The sequence below is a fragment of the Streptomyces venezuelae genome (assembly GCF_008642315.1).
Taxonomy (GTDB): domain Bacteria; phylum Actinomycetota; class Actinomycetes; order Streptomycetales; family Streptomycetaceae; genus Streptomyces; species Streptomyces venezuelae_D.
In genome coordinates, this window is record NZ_CP029192.1 from 288,854 (window position 1) to 305,174 (window position 16,321).

Annotated in this window: 18 protein-coding genes and 1 pseudogene; 11 read left to right on the forward strand and 8 right to left on the reverse strand. The window is 70.8% G+C overall.

The window, feature by feature from the left end; genetic code table 11:
• The first annotated feature begins 8 nt into the window (after positions 1-8).
• Both DEJ48_RS01290 and DEJ48_RS01295 read left to right on the forward strand, forming a co-directional pair.
• On the forward strand, positions 9-848 hold the full coding sequence (locus tag DEJ48_RS01290; RefSeq protein WP_150220874.1) for a carbohydrate ABC transporter permease: 840 nt from the start codon (positions 9-11) through the stop codon (positions 846-848).
• A gap of 29 nt (positions 849-877) precedes the next feature.
• On the forward strand, positions 878-2,263 hold the full coding sequence (locus DEJ48_RS01295) for a GH1 family beta-glucosidase (RefSeq protein WP_150213661.1): 1,386 nt from the start codon (positions 878-880) through the stop codon (positions 2,261-2,263).
• A 14-nt stretch (positions 2,264-2,277) separates the two neighbouring features.
• Here the strand turns inward: DEJ48_RS01295 and murJ are convergent, their stop codons facing one another.
• A complete protein-coding gene (gene murJ, locus DEJ48_RS01300; RefSeq protein ID WP_150220875.1) occupies positions 2,278-4,029 on the reverse strand; it encodes a murein biosynthesis integral membrane protein MurJ in 1,752 nt (583 codons plus the stop codon).
• Between the two features lie 45 nt (positions 4,030-4,074).
• On the opposite strand from murJ, the gene DEJ48_RS01305 reads away from it, so the two are divergent.
• Both DEJ48_RS01305 and DEJ48_RS01310 read left to right on the forward strand, forming a co-directional pair.
• Entirely contained in the window at positions 4,075-4,641 is a 567-nt protein-coding gene (locus tag DEJ48_RS01305) for a hypothetical protein (RefSeq protein ID WP_150213662.1), read from the forward strand.
• Positions 4,638-5,093 carry a hypothetical protein gene (locus DEJ48_RS01310; protein ID WP_150213665.1) on the forward strand — a complete coding sequence of 152 codons (456 nt, stop codon included), beginning with the start codon at positions 4,638-4,640 and terminating at the stop codon, positions 5,091-5,093. The genes DEJ48_RS01305 and DEJ48_RS01310 overlap by 4 nt, the downstream gene beginning before the upstream one ends.
• Here the strand turns inward: DEJ48_RS01310 and DEJ48_RS01315 are convergent.
• Entirely contained in the window at positions 5,048-6,250 is a 1,203-nt protein-coding gene (locus DEJ48_RS01315; protein WP_150213667.1) for an MFS transporter, read from the reverse strand. The genes DEJ48_RS01310 and DEJ48_RS01315 overlap by 46 nt on opposite strands.
• Before the next feature lie 73 nt (positions 6,251-6,323).
• On the opposite strand from DEJ48_RS01315, the gene DEJ48_RS01320 reads away from it, so the two are divergent.
• Positions 6,324-7,082 (forward strand): DeoR/GlpR family DNA-binding transcription regulator, encoded by a 759-nt coding sequence (locus DEJ48_RS01320; protein WP_150213669.1) that lies wholly within the window; start codon positions 6,324-6,326, stop codon positions 7,080-7,082.
• A gap of 5 nt (positions 7,083-7,087) precedes the next feature.
• On the forward strand, positions 7,088-7,720 hold the full coding sequence (locus DEJ48_RS01325) for an HAD family hydrolase (RefSeq protein ID WP_150213671.1): 633 nt from the start codon (positions 7,088-7,090) through the stop codon (positions 7,718-7,720).
• Positions 7,721-7,723: 3 nt separating this feature from the next.
• On the opposite strand, the gene DEJ48_RS01330 is transcribed toward DEJ48_RS01325, so the two are convergent.
• A complete protein-coding gene (locus tag DEJ48_RS01330) occupies positions 7,724-8,332 on the reverse strand; it encodes a TetR/AcrR family transcriptional regulator (protein ID WP_150213673.1) in 609 nt (202 codons plus the stop codon).
• Positions 8,333-8,440: 108 nt separating this feature from the next.
• On the opposite strand from DEJ48_RS01330, the gene DEJ48_RS01335 reads away from it, so the two are divergent.
• From DEJ48_RS01335 to DEJ48_RS01345, 3 genes are read left to right on the forward strand one after another with little or no spacing between them, the layout of a single operon-like run.
• A complete protein-coding gene (locus DEJ48_RS01335) occupies positions 8,441-9,940 on the forward strand; it encodes a cytochrome P450 (protein ID WP_150213675.1) in 1,500 nt (499 codons plus the stop codon).
• A gap of 55 nt (positions 9,941-9,995) precedes the next feature.
• Positions 9,996-10,334 (forward strand): hypothetical protein, encoded by a 339-nt coding sequence (locus DEJ48_RS40105; RefSeq protein ID WP_317850894.1) that lies wholly within the window; start codon positions 9,996-9,998, stop codon positions 10,332-10,334.
• Positions 10,331-11,347 carry a glutathione S-transferase family protein gene (locus DEJ48_RS01345; protein WP_150213676.1) on the forward strand — a complete coding sequence of 339 codons (1,017 nt, stop codon included), beginning with the start codon at positions 10,331-10,333 and terminating at the stop codon, positions 11,345-11,347. Before DEJ48_RS40105 ends, DEJ48_RS01345 begins: the two co-directional genes overlap by 4 nt.
• 7 nt (positions 11,348-11,354) lie before the next feature.
• Here the strand turns inward: DEJ48_RS01345 and DEJ48_RS01350 are convergent, their stop codons facing one another.
• A complete protein-coding gene (locus DEJ48_RS01350; RefSeq protein ID WP_190537121.1) occupies positions 11,355-11,585 on the reverse strand; it encodes a hypothetical protein in 231 nt (76 codons plus the stop codon).
• A 139-nt stretch (positions 11,586-11,724) separates the two neighbouring features.
• A pseudogene (locus tag DEJ48_RS01355) lies at positions 11,725-12,165 on the reverse strand (transposase family protein); the annotation flags it as partial.
• Between the two features lie 490 nt (positions 12,166-12,655).
• On the opposite strand from DEJ48_RS01355, the gene DEJ48_RS01360 reads away from it, so the two are divergent.
• Positions 12,656-12,868 carry a hypothetical protein gene (locus DEJ48_RS01360; RefSeq protein WP_150213680.1) on the forward strand — a complete coding sequence of 71 codons (213 nt, stop codon included), beginning with the start codon at positions 12,656-12,658 and terminating at the stop codon, positions 12,866-12,868.
• A gap of 145 nt (positions 12,869-13,013) precedes the next feature.
• The gene (locus DEJ48_RS39565) at positions 13,014-13,175 is read left to right on the forward strand and encodes a hypothetical protein (protein ID WP_190537123.1); all 162 of its coding nucleotides are present in this window, start codon (positions 13,014-13,016) and stop codon (positions 13,173-13,175) included.
• A 55-nt stretch (positions 13,176-13,230) separates the two neighbouring features.
• Here DEJ48_RS39565 and DEJ48_RS01365 read toward each other — a convergent pair whose 3' ends face one another.
• The 3 genes from DEJ48_RS01365 to DEJ48_RS01375 all read right to left on the reverse strand — a co-directional run bounded on the left by DEJ48_RS01365 (position 13,231) and on the right by DEJ48_RS01375 (position 16,292).
• Entirely contained in the window at positions 13,231-15,381 is a 2,151-nt protein-coding gene (locus DEJ48_RS01365) for an NACHT domain-containing protein (protein ID WP_150213682.1), read from the reverse strand.
• 266 nt (positions 15,382-15,647) lie between these two features.
• On the reverse strand, positions 15,648-15,914 hold the full coding sequence (locus DEJ48_RS01370; RefSeq protein ID WP_150213684.1) for a hypothetical protein: 267 nt from the start codon (positions 15,912-15,914) through the stop codon (positions 15,648-15,650).
• A gap of 150 nt (positions 15,915-16,064) precedes the next feature.
• Positions 16,065-16,292: a hypothetical protein gene (locus DEJ48_RS01375; RefSeq protein WP_150213686.1), complete on the reverse strand. Its 228-nt coding sequence runs from the start codon at positions 16,290-16,292 to the stop codon at positions 16,065-16,067.
• Between the last annotated feature and the right edge of the window lie 29 nt (positions 16,293-16,321).

The window sequence follows — 16,321 nt, forward strand, 5'->3', positions numbered from 1 at the left end:
GCTCACCGATGGCCGCGCCGCGTTCGTTCCTGTGGTCGCGTCGGATCTTCCTGACGCTCCTCGCCGGGTTCGTGCTGCTGCCCGTGTACGTGATGGTGAGCAGTTCCCTCAAGCCCTTGCAGGATGTGTCCGGCTCGTTCCGCTGGATGCCGAGCGGGTTCACCGTGCGGCCGTACTTCGACATCTGGAAGACGGTGCCGCTCGCCGACTACTTCATGAACTCGCTGATCGTGGCTGGCGCGGCGACGGTGTGCTCGGTGGTCATCGCGGTGTTCGCCGCGTACGCGGTCAGCCGCTACCGCTTCCGCGGCAAGCGGGTGTTCACCGTGACCGTCCTGTCGACGCAGATGTTCCCGGGCATTCTCTTTCTGCTGCCGCTCTTCCTCATCTACGTCAACGTCGGCAACGCCACCGGCATCGCGCTGTTCGGTTCGCGCGCCGGTCTGATCCTCACCTACCTCACGTTCTCGCTGCCCTTCTCCATCTGGATGCTCATCGGGTACTTCGACTCGGTGCCTCGCGAGCTGGACGAGGCGGCGCTGGTCGACGGCTGCGGGCCGCTGCGTGCGCTGTTCCGGGTCGTGGTGCCCGCCGCGATCCCCGGCATCGTCGCCGTCGCCGTCTACGCCTTCATGACCGCGTGGGGAGAGGTGCTCTTCGCCTCGGTCATGACCAACGACACCACGCGCACCCTCGCCGTGGGCCTCCAGGGCTACGCGACGCAGAACGACGTGTACTGGAACCAGGTCATGGCCGCCTCCCTCGTCGTGAGCATCCCCGTCGTCGCCGGCTTCCTGCTCCTGCAGCGCTACCTCGTCGCCGGACTGACCGCCGGAGCCGTCAAGTGACCCTCCCGCCCCTGCCCGAAAGGAACTCCGTGACCGACCCCTCCTCCCCGGCCGTCCCCTCCCCCGACCTCTCCGCGCTCCCCCGGGACTTCGCATGGGGCGTGGCCACCTCGGCGTACCAGATCGAAGGAGCCGTCGACGAGGACGGCCGCGCCCCCTCGATCTGGGACACGTTCGCCCGCACGCCGGGCGCGATCGACGGCGGCGACACGGGCGACGTGGCGTGCGACCACTACCACCGCTGGCCCGAGGACATCGCGCTGATGCGGGAGCTCGGCGTCGACTCCTACCGTTTCTCGCTCGCCTGGCCGCGCATCGTGCCCGGCGGCGACGGGCCGGTCAACGCGGCGGGCCTCGACTTCTACGACCGGCTCGTCGACGCCCTTCTGGAAGCGGGCATCACCCCGAACGCGACCCTCTACCACTGGGATCTGCCGCAGGCGCTGCAGGACCGCGGGGGCTGGCCCGAGCGCGCGACCGCCGAGCGCTTCGCCGTGTACGCCTCGGTGGCGGCCGAGCGGCTCGGCGACCGGGTGCCGCTCTGGGCGACGCTCAACGAACCGTTGTGCTCCGCCTGGATCGGCCACCTGGAGGGCCGCATGGCGCCGGGGCTCACCGATCTGACGGCCGCCGTGCGCGCGTCCTACCATCTGCTGCTCGGGCACGGTCTCGCCGCGCAGGCGATCCGTGCGGCGGCGCCCGGCGCGGAGGTCGGCATCGTCAACAACCTCTCGCCGGTGGAGGCCGCCTCCGACCGGCCCGAGGACGTCGCCGCCGCCCGGCGGGTGGACGGGCACACCAACCGCTGGTGGCTCGACCCGCTGCACGGGCGCGGCTTCCCCGCCGACATGCGGGAGGTGTACGGCGTCGACCTGCCGGAGCGCGCGGGTGACCTCGCGACCATCGCGCAGCCGCTGGACTGGCTGGGGCTCAACTACTACTTCCCGGCGGTCGTCGCCGACGACCCGGCGGGTCCCGCGCCGTTCGCACGCCAGCTGTACCGGCCCGAAGTGCCGCACACCGGCATGGACTGGGAGATCGACGCGAACGGCATCGAGAGCCTGCTGATGCGGCTGACGGAGGAGTACGGGGCGCGACGTCTCTACGTCACCGAGAACGGCTCCGCGTACCCCGATGTGGTTCGCGCGGACGGCACGATCCACGACGTGGAGCGCTCCCGTTATCTGGGCGAGCACCTGGCGGCCTGCGCCCGTGCGGCGCACAGGGGTGCACCGCTGGCCGGGTACTACGCGTGGTCGCTCCTGGACAACTTCGAGTGGGCGTACGGCTACGACAAGCGTTTTGGTCTGGTCCACGTCGACTACGCGACGCAGCGCCGCACGGTCAAGGGCAGCGGCCGCCACTACGCGGACCTGGTCCGGACCCACCGCCACCGCACCGCGCGGGCCGCCTGACCGCGGAACCCGTGTCAGCGGCGCAGGCCGGGCAGCATCCGCATCTCACCTATCCGCAGCAGGCGCGCGAGGACGAGATAGCCGACCGCCATCGTCAGGGCGCCGGCCGTCAGCGCCAGGGCCGTCGCGGCCGTGCCGGACGAGGTCACCTCGGTCCCGGCGCGGGCGGCGGCCCAGCCGAGGGCCCCGGCCAGGGCGGACGCGAGGATCAACTTGCCGTACGTACGGACAAGTCGGCGGCCGTCCAGGTAGCCGCCGAGGCGGCGGCGCATGAGCCGGGCGGTGAGCAGCAGGCCCACGGCGTACGAGAGCGTGTACGCGGCGGCCATGCCGGTGACCGCCCAGCGCGCGGGCAGCAGCAGATGGCAGGCGGTGGCGAGGCCGATGTTCACGCCCGCCACCCAGACCGCCATCCAGAACGGGGTGCGGGTGTCCTCGTAGGCGTAGAAGCCGCGGAGCAGGAGGTACTGCGCGGAGAACGGGATGAGGCCGAGGCCGAACGCCTGGAGCATGTGGCCGAGGGGCTCGGTGGCCGCGGCGTCGGACGCGCCGTGGGCGAAGAGGAGCTGCGCGGTCTGCGGTCCGAAGGCGAGGAAGAAGAATCCGGCGGGCACGATCACCGTGCCGGTGACGCGCAGCGCGCGGGACAGTTCGCCGCGCAGGTCGGCGGTCCTGCCCTCGGCCGCGGCCTTGCTCATGCGGGGCAGCAGCGCGGTCACCAGGGAGACGGTGACGATGGACTGCGGCAGGAGCCAGATGGTCTGCGCGTAGGAGTACGCGGTGTAGCCGACGCCGTCCTTCGGCAGGGTCCGGTCGGCGGCGTTGGCGTAGTTCGTGACGACGGTCAGCGCGACCTGGTTGGCGAGGACGAGCAGCAATGTCCAGCGTGCGGCGCGTGCGCTCTTGCCGAGGCCGGTGCCGCGCCAGTCGAAGCGCGGCCTGAAGCGCACGCCCGCGGCGCGCACGAACGGCACGAGCGCGAGGGCCTGCAGGGCTATGCCGAGGGTGGTGCCGATGCCGAGGAGTCTGACCTGCTCGGCGGTGATGTCCCGCACGTCGTCGGGCACGGTCATCAGGCCCAGGTAGGCGCCGAACATGGTGACGAGCACGACGTTGTTGAGGACGGGGGTCCACATCATCGCGCCGAACTTCTCGCGGGCGTTCAGGACCTGTCCGAGGATCGCGAAGAGCCCGTAGAAGAAGATCTGGGGCAGCAGGAACCGGGCGAAGACGACGGTGAGCTCGAACGCCTCGTGGTTCTCGGCGGTGTCCCGCATGTAGAGGCCGACGATCTGCGGGGCCGCCCACACCGCGAGGGCCGTGCCCGCGCCGAGCACGCAGACGACGAGGGTGATCAGGCGCTGTTCGAACGCCGTGCCGCCGTCGGGGTCGTTCGCGCGGGCGCGCACCAGCTGGGGCACGAGGACGGCGTTCAGGGCGCCGCCGATGAGCAGGGTGTAGAGGCTGGTGGGGACGGTGTTGGCGGTGTTGTACGTGCCGGCGAGGAGGCCGGTGCCGAGGGCGGCGCCCTGGAGGACCTGCCGGATCAGGCCGGTGGCGCGGGAGACGACGGTCCCGAAGGCCATGAGGAGTGAGGAGCGTGCGAGGGTCGCCACGTCAGCGGCACCTCGTGTGCGGCTCGGCGGATATGTCTTCGAGATCCATGCACTTGATCTTCGCACGGCCTCGTGACAGCTCACGGTCACCCGAACGCATCGCCGCCACGCGCGCGTGACCCCGGCCTGCCGCCGTAACGTCCGTTTCATCCCGATTCGCACGCCCCGCAGACAAGAAAGCGAGACCCCTCCCCGATGTCGACATCCGTGCCCGCCCCCACGGCACCGGTCCACCGCGGCGCTTCCCCGACCCGCTTCGCCGTCCTCTTCCTGCTCGCCCTGCTCACCGCGGCGAACGGCTTCCTCGTCGCCCCCGGGCAGGCTCACGCGGCCGTCCACGCGGCGGCCGTCGTCGTCGACGAGTCGTGCACCAGCAGCGACGCCGCCGTCTGCATGATCCGGGAGATGACCCCGGAGCAGCGCGCACAGGCGCGCGAGACCCGGATCCGCTATCACCAGCTGCTCGACTCGATGGAGCGCACGGCCGACGAGATGCACGCAGCGGGCCGCTCGGACGAGGAGATCGCCCGCACACTCGTGGACATGCGCAACGAGGCGAAGGACATCACGCGCGCGGGCATGTCACCCGAGGCCGTACAGGCCCTGGAGGCGCGCAACATGAAGAAGTACGGCAACCCGCTGGGCCCGACGGCCGACCAGCAGTACGCCAAGTACGGCAGCTGGAGCGCGGTCATCGCGGCCGCCACGCGGAGCAGCGCGGCCGTGGACCGGGAGCTCGGCCTGGAGCCGCGCGGCCGATGACACGTCTGTCGGACTACGACCGGCACGGCCGGGTGTGGGACCTGGACCCCGCTTCGGGGCTCCTTTCCCCCGCACCCGGCGGCAGCTGCCACGGCTTCGTCCACCTTCCCGGAGAAGGCGAGCACGCGGCGGCCGCGCTGTACGGTGCCGGGGAGGGCGCCGGAACGCTGTGGCTGCAGTTCGGGGCGCGGCGTTGGGACTGTGCGTCGGTCTCGGTCCGGCAGGCCTCACTGCCGGACGGCGCGCGGCACTTCGCCGTGACCGGTTCCGGCGGCGCCCCGGAGTTCGAACTCCCTTACCCGGCAGCGGATTCCGGCCCCTTCGACCCGGCGTACGACTGGCTGGACGAGCTCGCCGACGACTTCTTCCTCTGGGTGGCGGACCGGCTCGCGACCGCCGCAGCGCGTCAGACGCTGCTGGAGCACTTCCGGGCGGGGTTCCCCGCCACCTGAGGAGCCTCCCGCAGGATGCCCGCCGCACAGGCCGCGACCGCGCAGAACGCCACCGGCAGGAAGAACGTCAGGTTGAGCGGCATGAAGTGGGTCAGCGGGCCGATGACGGCGGGGCCCGCGAGCATGCCGAGATAGCCGAGCCCCGCGACGCGCGAGACGTTGGCCCCGGCGGCCTCGCGATCCGCGTGGCCCGCGGCGCTGAAGAGCTGGGGGATGCAGCCGGAGAGCCCCGCGCCGAACACGGTCCAGCCGATGAGGGCGAGCGGAACCCAGGGGGACAGTGCCGCCACCGTAAGACCCACCGCGGCCACAGCCGCGCCGTACCGGAGAATGGCCACCGGGCCGTACCGCGCGGCCACCCGGTCGGCGAGCAGGCGGCCGACGGTCATGGCCGTCGCGAATGCGCCGTAGGCGAGGGCCGCGCTCGCGGCGGGCGCGTCGAGGACGTCGCGCAGGTGCAGGACGCTCCAGTCGTTCGCCACGCCCTCGCAGAGCATGAGCATCAGGGCGAGGGCGGCGAGGACCCAGATCCGGCGCGGCGTCGCGCGCCGTGCCGCCGCGGGCGACTTCGACGATTCGGGCGTCGCCGCGTCCACGGGTTCGGGGCGCAGCAGCGCGGGAGCGGACGCCGCGGCGGCCGCGACACCGAGCGCGGCCACCGCGCCGAGCGTCGCCGCCGGGCTCCAGCCCCAGCTGAGCGTGCGGGCGCCGACCAGCGCGGCGAGGACACCGCCGATGGAGAAGGTGGCGTGAAAGGCGGACATGACGGGCCGTCGATAGCCGCGCTCGACCTGCACGGCGTGGGCGTTCATGCTGACGTCGAGGCAGCCGTTGCCGAGGCCGAGGGCCAGCAGCGCGGCCCCCAGTGTCCAGACGTTCGTGGCGAGGCCGGGCAGCACCACGGCCGCGGCGCACAGGGCGGCACTGACGGGCACCACGGTGCGGGCGCCGAGCCGGTCGGTCAGCGGGCCGACGATCTGCATGCCCACGAAGGCGCCGGCGCCGAGCAGCAGCAGGAGCCAGCCGAGCACGGCGTGACTGATCCCGGCACGCTCCTCGACGGCGGGGATGTGGACGATCCACATCCCCATGAGGAAACCGTTCAGCGCGAAGTAGGCGAAGGTGGCCAGTCGGCCGGCTCGCAGTGTTCTCTCCATGACTTCGAACATAACGAACATGGACCATGTTCGAAAGGTTGATCTGCGCACGAGTTTGTTGTTTGATGTGTGCGTGGCCAGTGCAGACCGACTGAGGCAGATCAGCGACGCCGTGCGCGAGGCGGGGCGGCTCGGTGTCGCGGAGCTCGCCGAGCTCACCGGCGCCTCCGAGATGACCATCCGCCGCGACCTCGAGGCCCTGGCGGAACAGGGTGTCCTGGAGCGGTATCGCGGGGGTGCGCGGAGCCTTCTGCTGCGCGGCGAGGAGCCGCCGTTCGCCCTGCGGGAGCAGGAGGGCCTCGCGGCCAAGCGGCGCATCGCCGCAGCCGTGGCCGAGTTGATCGCCGACGGGGAGTCCGTGGTGATCGACAGCGGTACGACCTGTCTGGAGGTCGCCCGCGCCCTGGAGCACCGCCGTCTGACCGTGGCGCCGCTGTCACTGCACGCGGTGAACGCTCTGTCGGCCGCGCCGCAGGTGACGCTGCTCGTGCCGGGCGGGCGGCCGCGCCCCGGCGAGCTGGCCCTCACCGGACCGCTGACCACGGCCTCCTTGGCCGCCCTGCGCTTCGACACCGCCGTGATCGGCTGCTGCGGTCTGACCGCCGCGGACGGCCTCACCGCCTACGACCTGGACGACGCCGCCGTGAAGCGCGCCGCGATCGGTTCGGCCCGCCGCGTCATCGCCGTCGCGGACGCGTCGAAGCTCTCCCGTACCGCTCTGGCCTTCGTCGCCCCCGCCGATGCCCTGCACGCCGTCGTCACGGACGACGCGGCACCGGACGCGGAGACCGACTCACTGACCGCGGCGGGCGTGACCGTACGAAAGGTATGACCCCCATGAACGAGAGCCACCCCACCCGTGCCACCGCGCCCGACATCGTCCTGTTCGACATGTTCGGCGTCATCGCACGCCACCAGTCCGAGGCCTGCAAGGAACGTCTGGCGGCCATCGCGGGCGGGCCCGCTGCGGCCTTCTGGGACGCCTACTGGGGGCTGCGCCAGCCGTACGACCGCGGGGACGTGAACGGCGTCGCGTACTGGAAGCAGGTGGCCGACTCCCTCGGCACCTCCTTCGACGACGCCCGCGTCGCGCGGCTCGTCGAAGCGGACCTCGCCAGTTGGAGCGCCGTCGACGACACGATGGTCGCCCTCGTCGAGGAGTTGGCGGCCGCCCGGCAGCCGATCGCGCTGCTCTCCAACATCCCCGAGGAGCTGGCCGCCCACTACGAAGAGCGTCACTCCTGGCTCGAGCTCTTCCAGGTGTGCGCCTCCTCCTGCCGCATCGGCCACGCCAAGCCCGAACCCGGCGCCTACCGCTGGTGCCTGGACGCGCTCGGCGCCGAGCCCGGACGTGTCCTCTTCGTGGACGACCGCGAGGACAACATCCGCGCCGCCGAGGACGCCGGTGTGCGCGGCCATCTCTTCACGACGCCCACCCGGCTGCGCGAGGCGCTCCGCCTCGGCGCGTGATCCTCAGCGCGTGATCGCGCCCAGCAGCGCCTTGGCACACAGGTCCCGGACCTGCTCCCGCGACAGGTCCGGCTCCTCCAGCCACTCCAGACAGACCGCCACCATGAACGCGAGCCACCCGCGCACCGCGAGCCGCAGCGCGGGCAGGTCCTGCATGATGTCGGCGGCCGCCGGATCCGCGGCGAGGGCGGCGAGGATCTGCCGCTCCTGCGCGGCGAGACCGTTGCGGTAGACCTCGCGGACCAGCGGGTCGCCCGCCGCCTCGGCCCGGTGGAAGGCGCGGAAACCCTGCGCGTGGCTCTCCACGTAGCCGAGGAAGGCGTCGAGGCCGGTGCTGATCTGTTCGTGCACCGGCAGCCCGGGAACCGCCGCCGTCAGGCGCAGCATCCGCTCGCTCTCCCGGTGCACCACGGCGGCGAAGAAGTCCCGCTTCGTCGGGAAGTAGTGGTACAGGAGCCCCCGCGAGACACCGGCGATCTCCGCGACCCGCTCGATCCACACGTCGTCGTACGGCTTCTGCGCGAAGAGCCGCGCCCCGACCGAAAGCAGCTGCTCACGCCGCTCCTCGGTGCTCAGTCTGCGGCGCGTGCGCTCCTGGGGATTCGCGGCCATTGCAGCACCTTACTTGACGCGAATTCAGTACGGGCAGCAGACTGGGATCTCCTATTGAATCCACGTACAACAGGCCCAACGGGCCCGTCGGACAAGGGAGATGGGCACATGGCGCAGACGACGAGGTCCGCGGCGTCGAACGGGCCTGACGGGCAGCGTGCGCCGGCCCCTCCCCCGAAGGGTTTCCGCAGCGCCGAGCTCGGCTGGCCCGAGCTGCACCGGATACCGCATCCGCCGCGCCGGCTACCCGTGCTCGGCGACATCCTGGGCGCCAATGTCCGCACGCCCTTGCAGGACTCCATGAAGATGGCGGCGCAGCTCGGGCCGATCTTCCGGCGCAAGGCGTTCGGCAAGGAGTTCGTTTTCGTGTGGGGCGCCGAGCTCGCCGCGGACATGGCCGACGAGTCGCGGTTCGCCAAACACGTGGGCCTGGGCGTGGCCAACCTGCGGCCGGTCGCGGGCGACGGCCTCTTCACGGCGTACAACCACGAGCCCAACTGGCAGCTGGCGCACGACATCCTCGCCCCCGGGTTCAGCCGCGACGCGATGGCGGGCTACCACCCGCTGATGCTGGACGTCGCGCGGCAGCTGACCGCGCGCTGGGACGAGCGGGAAGCGGCGGGCCGCTCGGTGGACGTGCCGGGCGACATGACGAAGCTGACGCTGGAGACCATCGCCCGCACCGGTTTCGGGCACGACTTCGGCTCCTTCGAACGGTCCGCGCCGCATCCCTTCGTGTCGGCGATGGTCGGCACGCTCTCCTACGCCCAGCGGCGCAACGTCGTGCCACCGCTGCTGACCCCGCTCGTGCTGCGCGGCGCGGACCGGCGCAACGACGCGGACATGGCCTACCTCAACCGCACGGTCGACGCGGTGATCGCGGCCCGCCGCGCGGAGGGCGGTTCGGAGGCGGGCGGCAGCGGCGACCTGCTCGAGCGCATGCTGCAAGTGGCCCATCCCGAGACCGGGGAACGGCTCACTCCGGAGAACATCCGCCGTCAGGTCATCACCTTCCTGGTCGCCGGGCACGAGACGACGTCCGGCGCGCTGTCGTTCGCGCTGCATTACTTGTCGCGCTCCCCGGACGTGCTCGCCCGCGCGCGGGCCGAGGTCGACGAGGTGTGGGGCGCGGAGGGAGAGCCCGCGTACGAGCAGGTCGCCAAGTTGCGCTACCTGCGCCGGGTGCTCGACGAGTCGCTCCGGCTCTGGCCGACCGCTCCCGGCTTCGCCCGCGAGGCGCGTACGGACACCGTCCTCGGGGGCAAGCATCCGATGCGGCGCGGCGCGTGGGCGCTGGTCCTCGCGACGATGCTGCACCGCGATCCGACCGCGTGGGGCGACCATCCCGAGGAGTTCGACCCCGACCGGTTCGCCCCATCGGCCGTACGTGGGCGGCCCGCCCATGTCTTCAAGCCGTTCGGCACCGGAGCCCGCGCCTGCATCGGACGTCAGTTCGCGCTGCACGAGGCGACCTTGGTGCTCGGACTGCTGCTGCGCCGCTACGACCTGCACGCGGAGCCGGGCTACCGGCTGCGCGTAGCCGAGCGTCTCACCCTGATGCCGGACGGCCTGACGCTGCGTCTGTCGCGCCGCGCCCGGGCCGCGTAGAGCGTCATTGTCAGACCCGTGCGCAAGAGTGGAGGTGGCATCCCCCGATGCCACCATGCCATCCAGCGCAGAGGAGTCGCTCGACATGACCGGCACGACGTCCGAGGAACTGCTCGCCGCCCAGGCCTGCTTGCGCCTGCTGCACACGGCGCGCGCCACGCTCTCCGACTCCTCGTCGGTCTCCCCCGTGGCGGCGGCGACGCTGCTCGCGGGGCCCATCGCGGAGGCCGACGAGGCGTTGCGCCGCGCGGGTCTCGCGGGCAATGAGGCAGCACTCATCGACCGGATCTACGACCTCGCGCCGCCTCCCCCGCGCTCCGCCGATCCGGGCCCGCTGCCCGAGGAACGCCGGCGGATGTCCCGCTCCTGCGCGCGAGAGGGCAGCCAGTCATGAGCACGGACCAGGGCAACGCCTCGTACGGGCACAAGGAGTTCAAGCGCTCGAAGAGCCACTTCGCGGACCGCGTCACGGCGGACGGCAGGGACGGCTGGCCCGTGGCGGCGGGACGGTACCGTCTGGTGGTGAGCCGAGCCTGCCCCTGGGCGGGCCGATCCCTCGTCTCGCGGCGGCTCCTGGGCCTGGAGAGTGCCATCTCCCTGGCCGTCACGGACCCGATCCAGGACGACCGGAGCTGGCGGTTCACGCTGGACCCGGGCGACCGCGACCCGGTGCTCGGCATCCGCTATCTGAGCGAGGCGTACGAGGCACGGGAGACCGGCTATCCGGGTGGCGTCAGCGTTCCCGCCCTCGTCGACGTGGAGAGCGGCAAGCTGGTCACGAACGACTTCCAGCAGATCACGCTGGACTTCGCCACCGAGTGGACGGCGCTCCACCGCGAGGGGGCGCCGGACCTGTATCCCGAGCCGCTGCGCGACGAGATCGACACCGTGATGGACGGCATCTACCGCGACGTCAACAACGGGGTGTACCGCACCGGTTTCGCCCCGGACCAGGAGACCTACGAGACCGCGTGCCGCGATCTCTTCCACCGTCTCGACCTGGCCTCCGAGCGTCTGTCGAGCCGCCGCTATCTCGTCGGGGACACGATCACCGAGGCGGACATCCGCTTCTTCTGCACGCTGGTGCGGTTCGACGCCGTCTACCACGGCCACTTCAAGTGCAACGTACGGAAACTCTCCGAGAACCGGGTCCTGTGGGCGTACGCAAGGGATCTCTTCCAGACCCCCGGCTTCGGCGACACCATCGACTTCGACCACATCAAGCGGCACTACTACCAGGTGCACACCGGCATCAACCCGACCGGCATCGTGCCGCTCGGCCCTGACCTCTCGGGGTGGCTGACGCCGCACCACCGGGAGGAGCTGGGCGGCCGCCCCTTCGGGGACGGTACGGCTCCGGGGCCCGTGCCCTTGGAAGAGGAGGTGGCGGCGACAGGACGCCCCTGAGCGTCGGTCACGGCCGCGTCGGCTCCTTGTCGGGCTTCCAGGTGAACTTGTCACCGCCCACCCAGCGCACGGTGTCCGGGTCGTCGAGGTCGTGCACGGTGATGCCTGCCATGGCGGCCGCGTCGAGGACGTCCGTCACGGTCTTCGCCTTGCCCACCACCTCACCGTCGATCTCGACGATGCGGAACGGGGGGTGGCCGGGCTGGACCCCGAGGACCGTGATTCGGGGATCTGCCATGTACAGGAAGCCTTCGGTCATGTCTGGAACTCTGCCACGGCGCCCCCGGACCCCGCCTCGCCGGTCGGCCGCTCGGGCTAAAGGGTGTTGCACAAGGCCGTGTTTGGGCAGGTCAGAGCCTGTGGGTGGAGTCTTGCGGTCATGATGTGAGCACGAGGTTGTGCATGCGGGCGACGGCCTTGACCGCATAGTGGAGGCCGTTGCCGTGCTGCCGGCAGTCGCGGAGGATCTTGCAGTTCTGCATCCGGCCGATCACATGCTCCGCCCTCGCGCGCACCCTGCGGTGCGCGTCGTAACGATGACCTGCACGTCCGCCGAGAACCGGTAGGTGCGCGAGGTCGATCCGACCCCGCGGTCACGCACCGGGATGTGGGTGCCGTCCACGATCCACAGACGTTCCGCCACGTCGGCCGGCCGGGACACCGGCTCCAGGGCAAGCAGCGGACCGAGCCGCGGGTCACCGGCACACCGTCAAGGACGAGATCCCGAACAGCGGTCCGAGCTGCCGCATCGTCAGGTTCGTGCGGGAATACACGGCCACCACCAGGACCCGCTCGGCCAGCGGAAGCCCCCACGGCCGCCGAACTTGTCCATACAAAGCCATCAAGGCCCTTTACGAGTACTCAGGCGCAGCAGAACTGCGGTGTCACCCCGGACCAGCATTCAACGCCGCCTCAGCAAAGGACCCGTCGGCCGATCCCGGCAGCCAGGGCCGTCATGGACTTCGGCTGCCGGAGGGGCACCGGCTGCCAGCCGGTGCCCCTCCACCGACTTGCCCGTGGCTGGCGGGACCCCGCCCGCCTCACTGCCCGCAGCCACGGTTTCGAACCAGTACGACGCCAGCCCCCCCAGTGCCAGACGTTGTCCTAGTCGTAAAACGATCCGACTGCTCACCGGGCGCCAGGTCAGTGAAGAGGACCTCACAGTAGGACAAATTACCGTTAATCGTTTCCTTCCCTTCGAAAAGGGACTCAGATCGGTGGCACGCGCAGGAACTCCACCGCGCAGCTGTCGGGGCAAGACGGCCGTGACGCAGGCGGCGCGCGTCCACCCTTGAGGACACGTAACCGATGAAGCGCCCTGGCCGGATGGCCAGCGGCGTCGTCGCCGTCGTGACCACGAGTGCTCTGGTGGGAGGACTCGCACTGTCCGCCGCAGCCAGTGCGGAGCCGTCACAGGCACGGCAGACCGCGGCGACGGTGGAGAAGGCCACCGGGACCACCGACCTCGCCCACACGGCCACCACCCCCGGGGAGTCGGCCAAGGCGGCCACCCCGTCCTAGGGCGACCGTCCAGCTCACCAACGACGGCGGCGCCCGCGCCCTGACGACGCTCAAGGACTCCAGGGCGCCCACCGACCAGCGTTACGAGCTCAACCTCCCCTCCGGCACCGAGGTCGTCCCCACCGACGCCGGAGGCTTCGACCTCGTGCGCAGCAACGCGGACGGCACCGGCACGGCCGTCGGGTCGATCGACGCGTCCTGGTCCCAGGACGCCAACGGCGAGGCCCTGCCCACCCGGTACGAGCTCAGCTCGACGGCGACACGTTCGTCCAGCAGGTGGACACAACCATCGACACGGCCTTCCTAGTCGTCGGTCGCCGTCGTCGGCTGTGGTGCCGGCACGCCGGTTCGGGCACGTGGTCTCACCCAGCGGTGAAGGAGGATCGGGGGCTCCTTCCCGTTTGGCCGGGGCAAGGTGTGTCGTCCGGGGTGGTTGGTGGGGCGGCGGCGAGCCAGTCCTGCAGTTCTCGGTGGCGGAACTGGTAGGCGGTACCGGCAACTCGCAGCAGGCCGGCTTCAGTCGCCCAGTGCAAGAACCGGCGCAGGCGCCACGGGAGGGCGTGACGACCGCGGCGGGTACACACCAGAAGAGCGATATAGCGCGTTCCTGTCCCTCCGAGGCCGCACAGCAACCCGATCGCTGCCCCGGCCAGGAGTCCGAACACGGGCCGCACCATGGCCCCGTACAGGACGCCGACCGGGAGCCCGAACAAGAGCGCGGCGATGAGTTCGGCACGCACGGCGGTGCGCGGCGAGTCCATGATGTCGAGCGTGTCCACGCTGCCTCCGGGCCGGGCCACGAGCCAGACCAAGAAACCGAAAAGCAGGCAGAAGGAGATCCCCAGCGCCATGCCGGGCTGGACCTTCACCAGGAGCGGGTACCCGAGCCCCACCAAGGGCACAAAGGCCAGCAGCACGGCTGTTCTGCGCTGAGCCTGCGGAGCACGTAGCTGCCTCGGGCCGATCCGTGGCCGTTCCGGCCACGCCTGGATCCAGTGGTGCCCGTTCCCCCTCAACAGCGCGATGAACACGGGCAGGATGAGCACGACGAAAACGGGCGCGGAAGCGAACCCCCAGTCGGACACCCACATGCCCAGGGTGCAGACTCCCGAGAGCGTCACGGCGACAAGGGCAGCCTCGACCATACGGGGGCGGCGAGTACCGATCAGGGGCCACAGTTCGTGCGGGACCAGGTCAGTGCCGGAGAGCGGCCGGCCGGCCACCGTGCGGCCGGTGAGAGTGTTGCTCCGGAGGTAGGTGGCCAGGACACCCAGCCAGGCCCGGACTTGTCCAGGCGCGTAAGTTCCGCCTCGCGGAGCGCGGCGCCGAGTGATGGCGTCCTGGAGGAACAGCCCGAGCAGGTGATCGCGGACTGCGTGGTCAGTGCCCAGAGCGGGGGTGAGCAGATCCTCAGGTTCTCGTAAGTACTCACCCGTGGCTGCGTCACGCTGCTCGTAGGTGGTGACGGCCATGGTCAGCCTCCACGGGGTGGACAGCGCCCGCACCAGTGCCGAAGACGGCGCCCGGTCGAGGGCGTCCAGCAGGCACTCCCAACGTGCCGTGCTCTCGACGCGCTCGTGGACGAACTGACGGACCTGGGCATGGCTGACCTGAGTGATCTCGATCCGGGCGGCGTCCTGAGCCCACACCTGGACGGCCGCCAACGCTTCGTACTGCTCGCTGCGGCAGGTGAGCACCATGGGGGCCTTTGATCGGCCTTGCTGGAAGGCATTCAGCACTGACAGCGCCTGCCGGGCCGGGGAGCCGTATCCGGGTGTGTCCTCGGCGGCCATCTCGTCCAGCCCGTCGAGTACCGGAAGGATGAGCCCAGCGTCCATCAACGCGGCGGCCGTCGTCGGGGAGATCCCCGCATAGGTGTCCACCAAGTGTCGGCATATCCACGCTCGTACAGCCTGGGCTGCCACGCCCGGATCACGGTTCGCGGCTACGCGCCCGACGCCGCGGGGCGAGGCAGGCAACGTGGTCCAAGAGGTCAGTGACAGCCGTACCGGAACGGGGTCCTCGGGCTTGCGGTTCTCCAGCAGGGCGAGGATGAGCTCGACTGCGAGGACGGTTTTGCCCGCCCCCGGACCGCCGGTGATCACCAGGCGTCCCGGACGTAGCCGCTGGTAGTAGCTCGCCACCTCGCTCAGCCGCCCCTCCTCGGCGGCGCCCGCGGCATTGCGCGTCGTGGCGGGACGGGCGCCGAAGCGCACATCGATCGTCGTACTGTCCTGCCCCAGCAACTGCGCCCGTGCACGGCTCTCACCTTGGAGCACCGCACGAGCCAGCAGGCCCGCCATGGCCACCGCGTCACGCTCCTGGTGGCGCAGCGCCCGCCAGGACATCCACCCCGACCAGCCGGCGACCATGAGCCCCGCCAGGCCGACCCATGCCCCCACCGGGTCCGCATCGCCCCGCTTCACCGCGGGCAGGCCCCACACAGCTGCCAAACCCAGCGCCACCGCGCACACGAGCACCCAAAACCATGCGACGCCTCTCTGCATGCCCATGACCTCAGAGCATGCAACGGGTGCGAAGTGAAAGCGAGCGGGTCCAAGAAACGCTTCACGCTTGTTGTCGTGCTCGCCTTCTCGGCCTGCGAGTTGAACGTCCTCCGTAAACGCGTCGACTGCGACGAGTTCAGGCCGGGCCTACGCTGGTGCATTCCTCCACCCGCGTCCAGGAGTACCGTGCCGCCTGAACTACCTGATATCCGCTGACATCTGCCCTCCTGCAAGGGGGTGTTCCTTGTCGCGGCGGAGCGGAGCGAGGCGGCTCAGGACGAGGAGGCTGCGGTCTGCTCGGCAGGCGCAGCGAGCCGGAGCCGGTTCAGGCGTTCGTACAGCGCGCGGACCAGCCGGGCCCGGCTGTGCAACCGGGGTTGGCTGGTGCGAGGCTGCGACGGCCGCCCCTCGGCCTCCTGCAGGATCAGCTCGGCGAACAGCCGATGCCCGTCGTCTTCGTCAGGGCGGGCCGCGCCGGCGCACACCTCGTCGACGACTGCCCGGGCCGCTCCGGCGAGCAGGTGTCCGATCTGTGCCACGTCACCGCGGCCATCATCTGCTGATGCCGTCGCGGGGTGCGGCACGCCGGGCTGCCTGCCCGAGGGGGCGGAGTACGGCGGCCGGGCCGGGAGCAGAAGGAACTGGGCCCTGCTGGTGCTGTCCCTTGGCTCGCGACCGCCGCGGTCAGCTCATGCCGAGGCGTCGTGGATGTACGACTTGAAGATGACGGTCTTGGGCGCCTTCGTGAACTCCGGCACCTCTGTCGCCTTCCCCGTGCAGGCCTCGCCCTCGTAGACGAAGAGGCCCGCCTCGGTGTCGTTCCCGGGCCCGATGCCGTACACCTCGGGCTTCCCCTCGACCTCCTTGAGGTTGAAGCACTCACCTTTCGCCTCCGGATTCTCGACCTTCTCCGCCACCCACGTCAGCATCTCCGGTAGACCGTTTC